This is a genomic window from Acinetobacter sp. S54 (assembly GCF_016624945.1).
Classification (GTDB): Bacteria; Pseudomonadota; Gammaproteobacteria; order Pseudomonadales; family Moraxellaceae; genus Acinetobacter.
Genome location: NZ_JACVUI010000003.1, coordinates 264,483 through 279,449, shown reverse-complemented (window position 1 = coordinate 279,449; position 14,967 = coordinate 264,483). Strand labels below are relative to the sequence as shown.

15 protein-coding genes are annotated in these 14,967 nt (G+C 39.9%); 12 read left to right on the top strand and 3 right to left on the bottom strand.

What is annotated here, in order from left to right:
• The first annotated feature begins 107 nt into the window (after positions 1-107).
• The 12 genes from ppsA to alr all read left to right on the top strand — a co-directional run bounded on the left by ppsA (position 108) and on the right by alr (position 12,601).
• Entirely contained in the window at positions 108-2,495 is a 2,388-nt protein-coding gene (ppsA, locus tag IAE20_RS06940) for a phosphoenolpyruvate synthase (protein ID WP_200460095.1), read from the top strand.
• Positions 2,496-2,562: 67 nt separating this feature from the next.
• Positions 2,563-3,330, top strand: a complete 768-nt coding sequence (locus IAE20_RS06935; protein ID WP_200460094.1) for an RDD family protein — start codon at positions 2,563-2,565, stop codon at positions 3,328-3,330.
• A gap of 294 nt (positions 3,331-3,624) precedes the next feature.
• Positions 3,625-4,686, top strand: coding sequence for a ubiquinol oxidase subunit II (gene cyoA / locus IAE20_RS06930; RefSeq protein WP_200460093.1), 1,062 nt, complete (start codon positions 3,625-3,627; stop codon positions 4,684-4,686).
• A gap of 3 nt (positions 4,687-4,689) precedes the next feature.
• Positions 4,690-6,678 (top strand): cytochrome o ubiquinol oxidase subunit I, encoded by a 1,989-nt coding sequence (gene cyoB, locus IAE20_RS06925; RefSeq protein WP_200460092.1) that lies wholly within the window; start codon positions 4,690-4,692, stop codon positions 6,676-6,678.
• Between the two features lie 4 nt (positions 6,679-6,682).
• Complete coding sequence (gene cyoC, locus IAE20_RS06920; protein ID WP_200460091.1) at positions 6,683-7,303, top strand: cytochrome o ubiquinol oxidase subunit III; 621 nt, start codon at positions 6,683-6,685, stop codon at positions 7,301-7,303.
• Positions 7,303-7,632: a cytochrome o ubiquinol oxidase subunit IV gene (cyoD, locus tag IAE20_RS06915; RefSeq protein ID WP_200460090.1), complete on the top strand. Its 330-nt coding sequence runs from the start codon at positions 7,303-7,305 to the stop codon at positions 7,630-7,632. Before cyoC ends, cyoD begins: the two co-directional genes overlap by 1 nt.
• Positions 7,633-7,642: 10 nt before the next feature.
• On the top strand, positions 7,643-8,521 hold the full coding sequence (gene cyoE, locus IAE20_RS06910; protein ID WP_200460089.1) for a heme o synthase: 879 nt from the start codon (positions 7,643-7,645) through the stop codon (positions 8,519-8,521).
• A 176-nt stretch (positions 8,522-8,697) separates the two neighbouring features.
• Complete coding sequence (gene rpsF, locus IAE20_RS06905; RefSeq protein WP_004988194.1) at positions 8,698-9,087, top strand: 30S ribosomal protein S6; 390 nt, start codon at positions 8,698-8,700, stop codon at positions 9,085-9,087.
• Between the two features lie 11 nt (positions 9,088-9,098).
• The gene (rpsR, locus tag IAE20_RS06900; RefSeq protein WP_004988197.1) at positions 9,099-9,326 is read left to right on the top strand and encodes a 30S ribosomal protein S18; all 228 of its coding nucleotides are present in this window, start codon (positions 9,099-9,101) and stop codon (positions 9,324-9,326) included.
• A gap of 8 nt (positions 9,327-9,334) precedes the next feature.
• Positions 9,335-9,781, top strand: coding sequence for a 50S ribosomal protein L9 (rplI, locus tag IAE20_RS06895; protein ID WP_200460088.1), 447 nt, complete (start codon positions 9,335-9,337; stop codon positions 9,779-9,781).
• Between the two features lie 207 nt (positions 9,782-9,988).
• Positions 9,989-11,434 carry a replicative DNA helicase gene (gene dnaB, locus IAE20_RS06890; protein WP_200460087.1) on the top strand — a complete coding sequence of 482 codons (1,446 nt, stop codon included), beginning with the start codon at positions 9,989-9,991 and terminating at the stop codon, positions 11,432-11,434.
• Positions 11,435-11,521: 87 nt separating this feature from the next.
• Positions 11,522-12,601 (top strand): alanine racemase, encoded by a 1,080-nt coding sequence (gene alr, locus IAE20_RS06885; RefSeq protein ID WP_200460086.1) that lies wholly within the window; start codon positions 11,522-11,524, stop codon positions 12,599-12,601.
• 225 nt (positions 12,602-12,826) lie between these two features.
• Here the strand turns inward: alr and IAE20_RS06880 are convergent, their stop codons facing one another.
• From IAE20_RS06880 to IAE20_RS06870, 3 genes are read right to left on the bottom strand one after another with little or no spacing between them, the layout of a single operon-like run.
• Positions 12,827-13,561, bottom strand: a complete 735-nt coding sequence (locus IAE20_RS06880; protein WP_200460085.1) for a proteasome-type protease — start codon at positions 13,559-13,561, stop codon at positions 12,827-12,829.
• Positions 13,562-13,575: 14 nt separating this feature from the next.
• Positions 13,576-14,355, bottom strand: coding sequence for a transglutaminase family protein (locus tag IAE20_RS06875; RefSeq protein ID WP_200460084.1), 780 nt, complete (start codon positions 14,353-14,355; stop codon positions 13,576-13,578).
• Positions 14,352-14,957, bottom strand: coding sequence for an alpha-E domain-containing protein (locus tag IAE20_RS06870; RefSeq protein ID WP_200481691.1), 606 nt, complete (start codon positions 14,955-14,957; stop codon positions 14,352-14,354). The genes IAE20_RS06875 and IAE20_RS06870 overlap by 4 nt, the downstream gene beginning before the upstream one ends.
• Positions 14,958-14,967: the final 10 nt, after the last annotated feature.

Genomic DNA, 14,967 nt, shown 5'->3' with positions numbered 1-14,967 from the left:
TATAGTAAGCTGATCTTACATGACTGTCGCTTAGAGTAAATCAAAATCCTAAGCACATTAATATCTTTTCTTCATGCCAAGATAGTAATTAATACTGGAAAAGTGGAGTGAAAACTTTGGAAGCGCGCGTAATCGGTCTGGAAAAATTAGGGAAACACGATGTGGAACTCGTGGGTGGGAAAAACTCATCTCTAGGTGAAATGATCAGCCATTTATCCAATGCTGGTGTGTCTGTACCGGGTGGCTTTGCCACAACTGCTGCTGCTTATCGTGAGTTCCTTGAACAAAGCGGTTTAAACGCAAAAATTCAGGCAGAACTTGATCAATTAAATGTTGAGGATGTAAATGCCCTTGCCGAAACTGGCGCAAAAATCCGTCAATGGATTGTAGATACTCCTCTCATTCCAGCATTAGAAAAAGAAGTCCGTGACGCTTTTACTGCACTTTCAAACGGCAACCCTGATATCGCGGTTGCCGTTCGTTCATCTGCGACCGCTGAAGATTTACCAGACGCATCTTTTGCAGGTCAACAAGAAACTTTTCTAAATATTCGTGGCATTGATAATATTTTGATTGCCATCAAAGAAGTGTTTGCATCTTTATATAATGACCGTGCGATTGCATATCGTGTACATCAAGGTTTTGCGCATGACATCGTTGCTTTATCAGCAGGTATACAACGTATGGTACGTTCAGAAACTGGTGCAGCGGGCGTCATGTTTACGCTAGACACCGAATCTGGTTTCCGTGATGTGGTCTTTATTACGGCATCTTATGGTTTGGGCGAAATGGTCGTTCAGGGCGCAGTCAACCCTGATGAATTTTATCTTTCAAAACCATTGCTTAAAAATGGCAAGCACTCTGTACTACGCCGTAACCTCGGTTCTAAACACCAAAAAATGATTTATGGTGAAGAAGGTTCTGCTGGTAAGTCAGTTGTTGTCGTAGACGTTGAAAAACAAGATCGTCAGCAATTTGCGCTAAATGATCATGAGCTTCAGGAACTGGCAAAACAAGCCATGATTATTGAAGAACATTATGCTGCGCCAATGGACATCGAATGGGCTAAAGACGGTGACGATGGTCAGATTTATATTGTTCAGGCACGTCCTGAAACCGTAAAAAGCCGCCAAAATGTTGGCACAATGGAACGTTACCTCCTTAAACAACGTGGAACAGTGTTGTGTGAAGGTCGTTCAATTGGTCAACGTATCGGTTCTGGTAAAGTACGTATTGTGACTTCCATTAAAGAAATGGATAAGGTTCAAGAAGGCGACGTTCTAGTTTCTGACATGACAGACCCTGACTGGGAACCTGTAATGAAACGCGCTGCTGCCATTGTGACTAATCGTGGCGGTCGTACTTGCCATGCTGCAATTATTGCACGTGAATTAGGTGTTCCTGCCATTGTTGGTACAGGAAACGCGACAGAAGTTTTAACTGATGGTCAGGAAGTAACTGTTTCTTGTGCCGAAGGCGATACTGGCTTTATTTATGAAGGTGCGCTGGATTTTGAAATTCAACGTAATTCAATTGAATCGATGCCAAAACTTCCGTTCAAAATTATGATGAACGTGGGTAATCCAGACCGTGCATTTGACTTTGCTCAAATTCCAAATGGTGGTATTGGTCTGGCTCGCCTTGAGTTCATTATTAACCGTATGATTGGCGTACATCCAAAAGCATTGCTTAATATTGAAAGTTTGCCACGTGAAACACGTGCGGCTGTAATGGCGCGTACTGCTGGCTATTCCTCTCCAGTTGAGTTCTATGTAGAAAAATTGGTTGAAGGTATTGCAACACTTGCAGCTGCCTTTGCTGAAAAGCCAGTCATTGTTCGTATGTCAGACTTTAAATCCAATGAATATGCAAACCTCATTGGCGGTAAGTTATATGAACCTGAAGAAGAAAACCCAATGTTGGGCTTCCGTGGTGCAAGCCGTTATGTGTCTGATAACTTCCGTGATTGCTTCGAGCTAGAGTGCCGTGCACTTAAAAAAGCACGTGACGAGATGGGATTGACTAATATTCAAATCATGATCCCATTCGTTCGTACCGTGTCTGAAGCAAAACGCGTCATTGAACTTCTAGCTCAAAATGGCTTGAAGCGTGGCGAAAATGGTCTTAAAGTCATCATGATGTGTGAATTGCCAACCAATGCGTTACTGGCTGAACAATTCCTTGAACATTTTGATGGTTTCTCGATTGGATCAAATGACTTAACCCAATTAACGCTTGGACTAGATCGTGACTCTGGTATTGTTTCTCATTTATTTGATGAACGCGATCCAGCAGTAAAAGCCCTCCTCTCCATGGCCATCCATGCTTGTCGTAAGGCTGGTAAATACATTGGTATTTGTGGCCAAGGCCCATCTGACCATCCGGATCTTGCTAAATGGCTAATGGAACAAGGTATTGAGACAGTTTCACTGAATCCAGACTCTGTGTTAGAAACATGGTTCTTCCTTGCAGAAGACAAAGACAAGCAAGCGTAACTTAATTTTAAAAAAAGACCCTCGCGTGGGGTCTTTTTCATCTTTAAGCTGTTGAGATTTAAAACTTATGCAAATTTACTTGGCAAGAAATAACCAACAGGCCGGTCCCTATACATTAGAACAAGTCAACCAGATGCTTGCTAGTCAGCAAGTGCTTTTAACTGATCTGGCATGGCATGAAGGCATGACGGAATGGAGAGCCCTAGGTGAATTAACTCAAGGTAAACTTGCCTATCAGCCTGAAAATTACCCAATAACTGGTTCAGCCTTTGACGCGCCAAATAATAGCCAGAATGATGTCATTCGTGATATTAAAGTAAATCAGGCATCTAAAACGACTGCGGCTCCAGTAAGTAAGCGAATTTCAGCCAAACTCATTGATTTAGCTCTACTTGTTTTGCCGCAAATCATTGTAACAATGCTTTTTTTACCCCATGATCTCCTACAGCAAACGACTAGTTTTGATGTCGATCAGCAAATTAAAATTGCCGAAGCTATGCGCGATAATATGCCGACATGGATACCTATTGCTTTACTAGCCTATACACTTGGCTTGTTATTTCTGCAAAACTTTTTTATTGCCCGTTCAGGTCAATCTATTGGAAAAAAAATATTCCACTTGCAAATTGTTGATGCAACCACATACAAACTCCCGGGTCAGTTCCGCGGTTTTTTTGTACGTTCTTTTTTATTCATTATCATTTCTCAATTAATCAGTTTATTGCCACTTTTAGTGATCATTTTTATTGCAGACATTGTTTTATTTTTCTCCAAAGGAAACAACAGCTTGCATGATAGGCTAGCAAAAACCAAAGTGGTTAGTTTAAAAAAATAAAATAAGGAGTGAATTATCACTCCTTATTTTATTATAAATAACTGAAAGTTTTAGTTTTTAACAGACAATTTAAGCGCCAAAACCAACCAAATAAATCGGGTTTCATAACAAATATTTAACGTCACTTTCAAGTAGCTTAGTTTCACGATATCAGGCATAATGCCCTACAACATAGCTGTGTCACATGATAGAGAAATATGTCCAGTAAAAGGATTCATTCTTCTCCATCATGCGACACTTTTATCGCTATCCCCAATTTACTTAGGGAATGGGACTCTTCACCGAGGTTGTAAAATGAGACAAACGATTTTAGCTGTATTGTCTTTATCCGCGATTTCCGCACTTTTAACAGGGTGTGGTGGTGATTTAGTACTTCTAAACTCTAAAGGTCCAGTTGCAGAAGGTCAAAGTAACCTGATGATGACTGCGATCTACTTAATGCTATTGGTTGTAATTCCTTCAATCATTATGGCGTTATGGTTTGGTTGGAAATATCGCGCGTCAAATAAAGATGCAGACTATAAACCTACATGGGCACACTCAACTGCAATTGAAATTGTAGTTTGGGGTATTCCTGTCATTATTATTGGTATTTTAGCTTGGTTAACTTGGTGGGGTTCCCACAAGTACGACCCTTACCGTCCACTTGATTCAGATAAAGCACCTTTAACGATTCAGGTTATTGCTGAACAGTTTAAATGGATCTTTATTTATCCTGAACAAAATATTGCGACAGTAAATGAAGTACGTTTCCCAGAGAAAACACCATTAAGCTTTAAAATTACATCTAACTTTACAATGAACTCTTTCTTCATTCCTGCGTTAGGTGGCCAAATTTATGCAATGGCGGGTATGCAAACCCATCTCCATTTATTAGCGAATGAAACTGGCGAATATCGTGGTTTCTCGTCTAACTACTCAGGCTATGGTTTCTCACAAATGCGCTTTAAGGCTCATAGTGTGACTGAAACTGAATTTGCGCAATGGGTAGAAGCTGTTAAAGCGGGTAAAGGCACTAGCATTAATGCACAAGCCATTCAAAAAGGTACGCTTGATCAAGCTGAGCTTGCAACTCTGAAAGATGGGGATCGTTCTAAACATCAGATCGAAGCATTGGTACATCGTGCTGAAGCTGCTGGTGATACAGAAGCCTTAGCAAAAGCTGAAGCAATGAAGCCATTCCCGACTAAGCCACATCCTGTGACTTACTATTCTTCAGTTGAACCAAACTTGTTTGAAACTGTCATTAACAGATATATGAGCAACTACCACGGTGCAGACCACTCAGCAAATGCTGAACATGGTTCTGAAGCTCATAATGCTAATGCACATGCAACTGCTTCTGTAGAGGAATAAGCCATGTTGTTATTAGGTAAACTCGGATGGGACTCTATCCCTAAAGAGCCAATTGTACTAGTGACAATGGTCTTAATGGCTATTGGTGCAATTGCTGTTGTAGGCGGTATCACCTATTTCAAAAAATGGGGATATCTCTGGAAAGAATGGTTTACATCTGTAGACCATAAAAAAATTGGTATCATGTATATCCTTGTATCTGTGGTCATGCTATTGCGTGGTTTTGCTGATGCAATCATGATGCGTCTTCAACTGTTCCTTGCTAAAGGTGGCGGTGAAGGTTATCTACACCCTGACCACTATGACCAGATCTTTACCGCCCATGGCGTAATCATGATCTTCTTCGTGGCAATGGGTCTTGTTGTGGGTATGATGAATATTTCAGTACCTCTACAAATTGGTGCGCGTGACGTAGCATTCCCATTACTTAACTCTTTAAGCTTCTGGTTATTTGCTGGTGCAGCTGGCCTGATGATGGCTTCGCTTGTACTGGGTGAATTTGCTGCGACTGGCTGGATGGCATATCCTCCACTTTCAGGCATTCAATATTCTCCGGGTGTTGGTGTTGACTACTATATCTGGGCACTTCAGGTTTCTGGTCTTGGTACTCTTTTGTCTGGTGTTAACTTCTTTGTTACCATTATCAAAATGCGTGCGCCTGGCATGAAACTTATGGACATGCCTATTTTTACGTGGACTTCACTGTGTACAGCCGTTTTGATTATTGCATCATTCCCTGTACTTACAGCAACACTGGCAATGTTAACCCTTGACCGTTATTTCGGTTTCCATTTCTTCACTAACGAGCTTGGCGGTAGTCCAATGCTGTATGTGAACTTGATTTGGACTTGGGGTCACCCAGAAGTATATATTTTGGTATTACCAGCATTTGGTTTGTATTCAGAGATCGTTGCGACATTCTCACGCAAAGCATTGTTCGGTTACAAATCCATGGTATATGCAACCATTGCAATTACTGTGTTAGCGTTTGTGGTATGGCTTCACCATTTCTTTACAATGGGTGCTGGTGCAAACGTCAATGCGTTCTTTGGTATTATGACCATGATTATTGCAATCCCGACAGGGGTTAAAATCTTCTCTTGGTTGTTTACCATGTACAAAGGACGTATTTCTTTCACAACACCTATGTTGTGGACGCTCGGTTTCCTTGTCACTTTCGGTATCGGTGGTTTAACTGGTGTATTAATGGCTGTTCCACCTGCGGACTTCCTTGTACACAACTCGTTATTCCTTATTGCTCACTTCCATAACGTAATTATTGGTGGTGTAGTATTCGGTATGTTCGCTGGTATCATTTTCTACTGGCCAAAAATGTTTGGCTGGAAATTAAATGAAGCTTGGGGCAAAGCTGCATTCTGGTTCTGGTTCTTTGGTTTTTATTTTGCATTCATGCCGCTTTATATCCTTGGTTTCATGGGTATGACTCGTCGTTTGAATACATATGACAACCCAGAATGGGATCCGTACCTAGCAATTGCATTATTTGGTGCTGTATTAGTTGCTATTGGTATCGCATGTTTCTTGATGCAAATCATTGTAGGTTTCTTACAACGTCATCAAAACATGGACCATACAGGCGATCCATGGGATAGTCGTACATTAGAATGGTCGACGTCATCTCCTGCTCCATTTTATAACTTTGCACATGTTCCTGAAGCAAATGGTGTAGACCGTTTCTGGACTGACAAAGAAAATGGTGTTGCGTATGCACGCCCTGCCAAATATGAAGACATTCATATGCCAACTGATCGTGCAGCTGGTTTCATCATTGCAATGTTTATTACATTGATGGGCTTTGCATTAATCTGGCATATTTGGTGGCTAGTTGCAGCATCTTTCATTGCAGCTATTATCAGCTTTATTCGTAGCTCTTTCACTAAAGAAGTGGATTACTATGTACCAGCTGCTGAAGTTGAGCGCATTGAAAATGAGCGCTATGCATTACTTGAAAAACACTTGAAGAAGGACTAAGGATATGGCTGAAGTACTTCATCACGACAACCATGGCCATGACGGGCATCATGAACATGATGATACCGACTTAACGGTCTTTGGTTTCTGGACATACTTGATGAGTGACTTGATTTTATTCGGTACACTCTTCATCGCGTTCGCTGTTTTGAGCAGCCATGTTCCACCAGGTACACCAAGTGCACATGAGCTTTTTGGTGAGTCTTTAGGTTTTGTTCTAACTGAAACCTTTGCTCTCTTGATCTCATCTGTAACTTTCGGTTTTGCAGTTTTGGCTTCATACAAAAAGAACGTCAACCAAGTGATTATGTGGTTATTTATCACGTTTATCTTTGGTGCTTCATTCATTGGTATGGAACTTTATGAATTTCATCATTTAGTTCACGAAGGACATGGTCCTAGCACAAGTGCATTTTTATCTGCGTTCTTTACACTGGTGGGTACACACGGTATTCACGTGACTTCTGGTTTGGTGTGGATGATTGTATTGATGTATCAGATCAAAACCAAAGGTCTTACATTACCAAATACACGTCGTCTAGCTTGCCTAAGTTTGTTTTGGCACTTCCTTGACATCGTATGGATCTGTGTATTCAGCGTCGTTTACTTAATGGGAGTTCTCTAATGAGTAGTCACGATCATAATGCAGCTGGTGCAGCTCACGGTAACTTCAAACAGTACACCATCGGATTTATCTTATCCGTTCTTCTCACCATCATCCCTTTCGGGATGGTGATGGCAGGCGGTTTTTCCCGTGGTCTATTAATGACAGTTATTGGAATTACGGCTGTTGCTCAGGTATTAGTACAACTTGTGTTTTTCTTACACATGAATACGTCGTCTGAACAACGCTGGAATTTGATCGCATTCGTTTATACCATTCTATGTATTGCCGTTCTTTTGATCGGTTCTGTATGGATCATGAACTATCTACACTTCAATATGATGATCTAAACTGTTTGTCATGTTGAAAAAATATTTATTCCTGACCAAACCAGGAATTCTCTTTGGTAATTTCATTACCACCTTGGGCGGCTTTTTCTTAGCCGCCCAAGGCCATGTAGATTTCCTCTTACTCATCCTCACCCTCTTAGGTACAACGCTTGTTGTAGCCTCAGGTTGTGTCGTCAATAATATTATTGACCAAGACATTGACCAAAAAATGCAACGAACTCAAAATCGTGCTTTAGTAAAAAAAACGATTTCTCCATCCGTTGCACTTGTTTATGCCGGTGTGCTTGGAGTAATGGGTTTTAGCATTTTATGGTTTGGGGTGAATGCCTATTCATTCTTATTTGCTGTTATTGGTTTTGTTGTCTATGTGGGCTTTTATAGCCTCTGGTCTAAACGCACCACTATTCATCAAACTGTGATTGGTAGTATTTCTGGAGCAAGTCCTCCAGTCATTGGTTATGTTGCAGTTACCAATCAATTTGATGTTGCTGCATTGCTGGTCTTCTTGGCATACGGTCTTTGGCAAATGCCCCACTCTTGGGCCATTGCGATTTACCGCTTTGATGATTATAAAAATGCAGGTATTCCAATTTTACCAGTAGCGCGCTCTATTTTTAGAACTAAAGTCGAATGTGTCATTTACATTGTACTTTTTGCAGCAGTCCTAAACGGCCTTTACTGTTTTGGTTATACTAATGTCTTTTTTCTCATTACTTTCAATGCATTGACAGCTTATTGGTTGTATTTATCCATTATTGGGTTTAAAGCAGAAAATGATCAGGTTTGGGCAAAACGCTTTTTCCTGTATTCAGTAATTTTAATTACTCTACTGAGTTTAAGTTTTAGCTTCACTTACCATTCACCTGCTCCACATCTTCCTCTCTTCTAAATAGAGAGGAATATTTATCCGTTTCTCGCAATGAAAACTATTTGTTTTTATTTGCACTTTTCTCTATAATTCACCCTTCGCAATTTATGCGGCGTAACTTGAATTATTTATTCTAGTTATGACTCCTTGCTTCTAATTTTAGAATTAGGGGCTGTCCAAACCGTAAGGAGCTGACAATGCGTCATTACGAAATCGTACTTTTGGTACATCCAGACCAAAGTGATCAAGTAGTAGGTATGGTTGAACGCTATATCTCTCAGATCAAAGAAGCTGATGGTCAAATTCACCGTTTAGAAGATTGGGGCCGTCGTCAATTGGCTTACCCAATTAACAAAATTCACAAAGCACACTACATTCTTATGAATGTTGAATGTGGTCAAACGACTCTTGATGAATTAGAAGAATTGTTCCGTTATAACGATGCAATTATTCGTAACATCATTATCCGTCGTGAACACGCAATCACTGAAGAATCGTTACTTGCTAAAAGTGCTGAAGAAAAACGTGCGCGTAAAGCTCAACGTGAAGAAGCACAGCAATCACACGAATCTGCTGAAGAAGCTTAAGGAGAACCTCAATGGCACGTTTTTACCGTCGTCGCAAGTTCTGCCGCTTTACAGCTGAGAATGTTGTGTACATCGACTACAAAGATATCGACACTTTAAAACAGTACATCACTGAAAACGGCAAGATTGTTCCTAGCCGTATCACTGGTACTAAAGCTCGTTATCAACGTCAATTAGCGCTTGCTATTAAACAAGCTCGTTACTTGGCTTTGATTCCGTACACTGACAACCATAAGTGAGGTGAGCTGTGGACGTTATCTTATTACAACGCATTAAAAACCTAGGTAAACTTGGTGACAAAGTATCAGTTAAAGCTGGTTTTGGTCGTAACTACTTGATCCCTCAGGGTAAAGCTGTTGCTGCTACTGAAGCTAACACTGCTGCTTTCGAAGCTCGTCGCGCTGAACTTGAAAAGCAAGAATCTGAAGTATTATCTGCTGCTCAATCACGTGCTGATCAATTGAATGAAGTTAATATCGTTATCACTGCAAAAGCTGGTGATGAAGGTAAACTTTTCGGTTCTATTGGTACTCGTGACATCGCTGACGCATTGACTAATGCTGGTCTAACTGTAGACCGTGCAGAAGTTCGTTTACCGAATGGTGCGCTTCGTCACACTGGTGAATTCAACATCGCAATCCAATTGCATCATGATGTTGTTGCAGAAGTTCTCGTTACAATCGTATCTGAGTAATTTTTGTAAAAGAAAAGAGCATGCTTTTGCATGCTCTTTTTTTATCTTTGAAATTGTACTTTTCGTGTTGCTATCATTTCTTTACGACTTATCTGTGAATTCTGTTAGATAGTTGCCAACATTTGGACTAAGATAGTTGGTTAGCTAAGTACGCACGTACTCAAGTTTTTATATTTACCCATTATTTATTTAAAATCAAGGTCATATATGTCTCAGGCTAATGCCACCATTCCTGCAAACACGTTTAATGCTGATAAAAAAACCAATGAAAGCAACCAACTGAAGGAATTTCGCACGCCCCCACATAACTTGGCAATTGAACAAGCTGTGCTTGCCGCTTTGATGACGGTTGCAGAATCTTATGAACAAGTCGGTGATTTGCTCAAAGAAAGTGATTTTTACGCCACACGTCATAAATATATTTTCCGTGCCATTGAAAAACTGGCACAAGAAAACTCACCATACGATGCCGTTCTTGTCAATGACTGGCTAGTTAAGCAAAATTTGCTGGATGCGATTGGTGGTGAAGAATATTTGATGCAGCTTATGGCTGATTCACCTTCTAGCTTTTATAATCTGGAAACATATGCAGGCAAAATTAAAGAGTTTTCTACGCTTCGCAGTATGATTAAAGTCAGTACTGATATTTTACAAAATGCTTACGACACCAAAGGCCGTCCAGTCAGTGAAATTTTAGATTTGGCTGAAACCAATATTTTTTCACTCGCAGAACAGCACAATAACAATAAAAAAGATGCAGGACCTAAATCCATTAGTTCTGTAACTGCTGATGTCATTACCAAACTTGATGAACTTTCAAAACTGGACGGCAATATCACAGGGCTGACTACAGGATTTTTAGAGCTTGATAATAAAACTTATGGTATGCAATCAGGCGATATGATTATTGTGGCGGCACGTCCATCTATGGGGAAAACGACATTCGCCATGAATTTGGTCGAGAGCGTTTTATTTAATTGCAATTTACCTGCTTTGGTTTTTTCAATGGAAATGCCAGCAGATTCAATTGCCATGCGTTTAATTTCTTCTTATGGAAAAGTCCATCAAGGGCATTTACGCTCGGGAAAGCTAGATGGTGATGAATGGTCGAAAGTCACAGGTACGATTTTACAGCTTCAAGAAAAGCACCTTTATATTGATGATTCATCAGCCTTACCACCAACAGAATTACGCGCTAGAGCAAGACGGATTGCCAAACAACATGGCGGCAAACTAGGTTGTATCATGGTCGATTATCTACAGCTAATGAAAGTACCAGGCATGGGTGATAATCGTGTTGGCGAAATTGGTGAAATTTCTCGTAGTTTAAAGGCACTTGCTAAAGAAATGCAGTGTCCTGTAATTGCTCTATCACAGTTGAACCGTAGTCTAGAAAATCGTCCTAACAAACGGCCAGTTATGTCTGATTTGCGTGAATCTGGTGCTATCGAGCAAGATGCCGACTTGATCATGTTTATCTACCGTGATGAAGTCTACAATAAAGAATCTAAAGAAGCTGGAACGGCTGAAATTATTATTGGTAAACAACGTAATGGCCCGATTGGTACGGTCCGATTGGCCTTTGAAGGTCAATATACCCGTTTTAGTAACCTCTCACCTGAATATTATAGTCAATATGATGATGAGGAATAAACCTGAACGTGTAAAATTATAGTTGAGGGGTTACCAGTGTAGCCCCTTAAATTTTTAATTATTATGTAACCCAAAGGAGAAATCAGGGTGCGCCAAGCAACAGTTTATATTGACAGTACTGCGCTGCAATATAATTTAAGCCGTGTCAAACAACTTGCACCAAACTCAAAGATCGTGAGTATGGTCAAAGCCAATGCCTATGGACATGGAGTCAAAGACTGTTTAGCAGCCTTAAATGCTACCGATGCTTTCGGTGTTGCCACTCTAGAAGAAGCGCTAGAACTTCGTACACAAGGTTCAAATCATCCTATTACTCTGATTGAAGGCATTTTTAATCCGGATGAAATGCTGGCTGTTTTGCGTCATCAACTTGAATGTGTCGTACATCATCAGCAACAAGTCGAATGGTTATTAAAATATAAAGATGAGTATATTCAACAAGGCTTAAAAGTCTGGATCAAACTTAATAGTGGAATGAATCGTTTAGGTTTTAAAATTGATGAAATTATCGATGTCATCACATCTTTAAAAAATGAAGGTTTCCATTGTGTTTTAGCCATGCATTTTGCTAATGCTGATGTTCCAGAACATCCAATGAATCAGCAACAGATTCAACAGCTTTTACACATAAAACAAACCTGTGCCCCAATTGAAGTTTCATGTTGTAATTCAGCTGCAATTTTTAACTGGCCAGAATTGCATTTTGATTATGTACGTCCGGGTATTATGCTCTATGGCGCAAGTCCATTTGCAGACAAAAATGTGTATGCACTGGATTTGAAACCTGTAATGACATTTACGGCCCGCATTATTGCGCTTAATCATATTCAAGCGGGTGATTCTGTCGGTTATGGCTCACTATTTACAGCGGATAAAGCAATGAAGATTGCTATTGTTTCTATTGGCTATGGCGATGGTTATCCACGTGCTTATATTAAGCAAAATTATGTTGCAATCGATGGCAAGCTTACGAACGTCATCGGACGGGTCAGTATGGATATGATTGCCATTGATGTGACTGATTTCGATGTGTCATTGGATAGCGAAATAGAGCTCTGGGGACAACATCGTTTAGTTGATGACGTGGCTGATGCAAACGGTACAATCGGATATGAGCTACTTTGTCGCTTAAGTAATCGACCAATTCGCCGAAAAATTGAAGTTTAAATCAAATAACCCATGCTTAGGCATGGGTTATTCGCATCTGCATCTTTTAAAGTTTTTAAAAACTTTCCAAACAAATTCTTATCCAGTAAAAGCGTAAATTTTTTTATTCTGGAGTAAAGTTAAAATCAGGTAAAAACTTCGTTTGACTGGCATACCAGATTTAATAGTTCATGATATTCATTTTTCTTTTGTATCGTAAAAACTCATGATGCCTCGTCTCTTCCATTATTCCAAATAATCCTCGGATGGTTTTGGAATTTCATGTAGACCTGCACGAAGGATTTCTGACCATTGTCGGCTGATTTTCTGAAAATACTCGTCATCCTGTGTCACACGCTTACCTCTTGGCATTTCCAAACTGTCGACATGATAAACCAGCACATCGAGCGGTAAACCAACCGATACATTGGAACGTAAGGTTGAATCGAATGAGAGTAAACTACAACGTAAGGCCTCATCCAAAGGCATATCATAAGTTAAAGCGCGATCTAGAATTGGTTTACCGTATTTACTTTCACCAATTTGGAAAAAGGGTGTATCTTTGGTCGCACAAATAAAATTGCCTTGTGGATAAATATTATAAAGCTGGTGTTCACTTTCCCCAATTTGACCGCCCACAGTTAAGCTACAATAATAATTACTTTGTTCAAGTGTGTCTTCGGTGACATCTTCTATCACTTTACGCAAAGTTCGCCCTACCAATTGAGCCACTTCAAACATTGTGTTTACGGTATATAAGTTGGGTTGTTCCTGCAATTCAAGCTGATTTCGCAGATACCCAATAACTGCCTGCGTCGTCGCAAGATTTCCAGCTGTTTGAATCGCAATAAAGCGATCCTTTAATTTTCCAAAAGTATAAAGTTTTCTAAATACAGAGATCTGGTCCACACCCGCATTGGTACGGGTATCACTAATAAATACCAAACCATCTTTTAACCGTAAAGCACAACAATAAGTCATCGTTTTCATTCCATTCAACAAGCCAGTACCTGCACTGTTGATCGCATTTTTTCTACACCACCCTTTTCACGCATACCACGTATAGGCGCAACATCAAAATAATCACGTCCAATGGCAACATAAATATGTGAAGAAGGCTCAAACAGTTGATTACTCACATCGAAACAATACCATTGTTTATCCAGAAATACTTCAGCCCAAGCATGACTGGATAGATGAGGTGCATTTTTATCATATAAATAGCCGGAAACGTAACGTGCAGGTAAGTTTAACGCCCGACACATGGCAATCATTAAATGGGCATGATCCTGACAAACACCCAGACCAGCATAAAATGCCTCTTTTGCGGTCGATTGCACCGTTGTTGCATCTGGACAGTAAGCAACTTTTAATAAGATTTGTTCTGCTAAAACAATCAATTCTTTCAGAGAACACATCGATACATGCTGCTTTGCAAATTCAAGCATATTAGCATCCCACAAAGTCGCGTGTGTGGGCTGTAAAAAAAGTGATATAGGCAAATTTTCTTGATAACTGCCATTTCCACCTTGATGTAATTCAACAATCCCCTGTGCCATGATGGTTAGGTGCTGATATTCAAAACGCTGTGAAGATGTAATCCATAGATTATTAAACGCATCTTTCTTAAGCATTCGTTCACCTGGGACACTGATATCCCAGTAATGAACATATTGATGCTGTGAACTTTGTGGAATCATCTTAATGTATTGAATACTATTACAGGCAGTTTCACTATAAGTATAATGTGTTTGATGATTCACCATGAGTTTCATACTGGAGCCTCAAACATAAACTGAAGTTGATCATGAAAATGATAAAAAGACATCAAATCAGGCTGCTGTTTCAAATCTAACCAAGCGGTTTCGAGGGCTAACCAACCGTAGTTTTTTAGAGCTGCGACTGTTTTATCAAGTTCATGCAGCACGTTTTCAGGATTTTGTTTAAAACGTAAAATAGCATCTAATTGTTCAATTTTCTGACCAAGACCGAAAAATAATAAAATATCGGTATTTGTTTCAGCTTCCAAAATCTCATTACATTCTTGTACGACATTACAGATATAACCAGATTGTTCACCCGCATTACGTATCAGTGCATTAAGCTCTGCATAAGCTTTTGCAGGCAAAACTGCGCGTAATTCATGAATATTGTCACTTGCACAACTAAATTGTTTCACCAATGAATAAGGTTGTTCCGGATCTAGGGCCAACTCATTGAGTGATGCTGCATCGTAAGCAGGTAAACAAAAAGCGTGACTAAATTCAATTGCAGCCTGATCTTGTGTAAATGGGATACGACTGCAAAAAAAGTTAATGCGCATCAAATAACGCCCTAACCAATAAATATGTTGTGCATTTGAACTCAGTAAAATCATAATTTCTTCC

Bases quoted from the DNA above. Each gene is read 5' to 3' on its own strand.
- IAE20_RS06935 (WP_200460094.1), top strand. From the start codon at position 2,563: ATGCAAATTTACTTGGCAAGAAATAACCAACAGGCCGGTCCCTATACA.
- cyoA (WP_200460093.1), top strand. From the start codon at position 3,625: ATGAGACAAACGATTTTAGCTGTATTGTCTTTATCCGCGATTTCCGCA.
- cyoB (WP_200460092.1), top strand. From the start codon at position 4,690: ATGTTGTTATTAGGTAAACTCGGATGGGACTCTATCCCTAAAGAGCCA.
- cyoC (WP_200460091.1), top strand. From the start codon at position 6,683: ATGGCTGAAGTACTTCATCACGACAACCATGGCCATGACGGGCATCAT.
- cyoD (WP_200460090.1), top strand. From the start codon at position 7,303: ATGAGTAGTCACGATCATAATGCAGCTGGTGCAGCTCACGGTAACTTC.
- cyoE (WP_200460089.1), top strand. From the start codon at position 7,643: ATGTTGAAAAAATATTTATTCCTGACCAAACCAGGAATTCTCTTTGGT.
- rpsF (WP_004988194.1), top strand. From the start codon at position 8,698: ATGCGTCATTACGAAATCGTACTTTTGGTACATCCAGACCAAAGTGAT.
- rpsR (WP_004988197.1), top strand. From the start codon at position 9,099: ATGGCACGTTTTTACCGTCGTCGCAAGTTCTGCCGCTTTACAGCTGAG.
- dnaB (WP_200460087.1), top strand. From the start codon at position 9,989: ATGTCTCAGGCTAATGCCACCATTCCTGCAAACACGTTTAATGCTGAT.
- IAE20_RS06880 (WP_200460085.1), bottom strand. From the start codon at position 13,561: ATGACTTATTGTTGTGCTTTACGGTTAAAAGATGGTTTGGTATTTATT.
- IAE20_RS06875 (WP_200460084.1), bottom strand. From the start codon at position 14,355: ATGAAACTCATGGTGAATCATCAAACACATTATACTTATAGTGAAACT.
- IAE20_RS06870 (WP_200481691.1), bottom strand. From the start codon at position 14,957: ATGATTTTACTGAGTTCAAATGCACAACATATTTATTGGTTAGGGCGT.